At 49.3% G+C, this 505-nt stretch carries 1 protein-coding gene; it reads left to right on the plus strand.

The genetic code is table 11. The features are described from left to right. Positions 1 to 69: 69 nt before the first annotated feature. The gene (locus KQI88_RS17895) at positions 70 to 417 is read left to right on the plus strand and encodes a chlorophyll a/b-binding protein (RefSeq protein WP_281417677.1); all 348 of its coding nucleotides are present in this window, start codon (positions 70 to 72) and stop codon (positions 415 to 417) included. Positions 418 to 505: the final 88 nt, after the last annotated feature.

The raw sequence follows: 505 nt of genomic DNA on the forward strand, positions 1-505 counted from the left end.
AACGCACCTCCGGGGTAAAGCGGGTCAAGACCTTCTCCGAGAGGACCACCTCCGATTCTGTACCCTAACTTGATCCACGCGCAAAGCATCCTAGCCATCTGGGCTTGTCAAGTTGTTCTCATGGGCTTCATCGAAGGGTACAGAATCGGAGGTGGTCCTCTCGGAGAAGGTCTTGACCCGCTTTACCCCGGAGGTGCGTTCGACCCGTTGAATCTGGCGGAGGACCCAGAGGCCTTCGCTGAGTTGAAGGTTAAGGAGCTCAAGAACGGACGTCTTGCCATGTTCTCGATGTTTGGATTCTTTGTTCAAGCCATTGTTACTGGTAAAGGTCCCATCGAGAACTTGTTTGATCACTTGGCAGATCCTGTGGCTAACAACGCCTGGTCTTACGCTACCAACTTTGTCCCTGGAAAGTGATTAATTATCGTATGGATTTGCTTCACCGTCTTATCTACTTTGTAAAACCCATTAATGTATTGTTCGTGTTTATGTACTTAGTGACTGG

Source organism: Alkaliphilus flagellatus (assembly GCF_018919215.1).
GTDB lineage: Bacteria > Bacillota > Clostridia > Peptostreptococcales > Natronincolaceae > Alkaliphilus_B > Alkaliphilus_B flagellatus.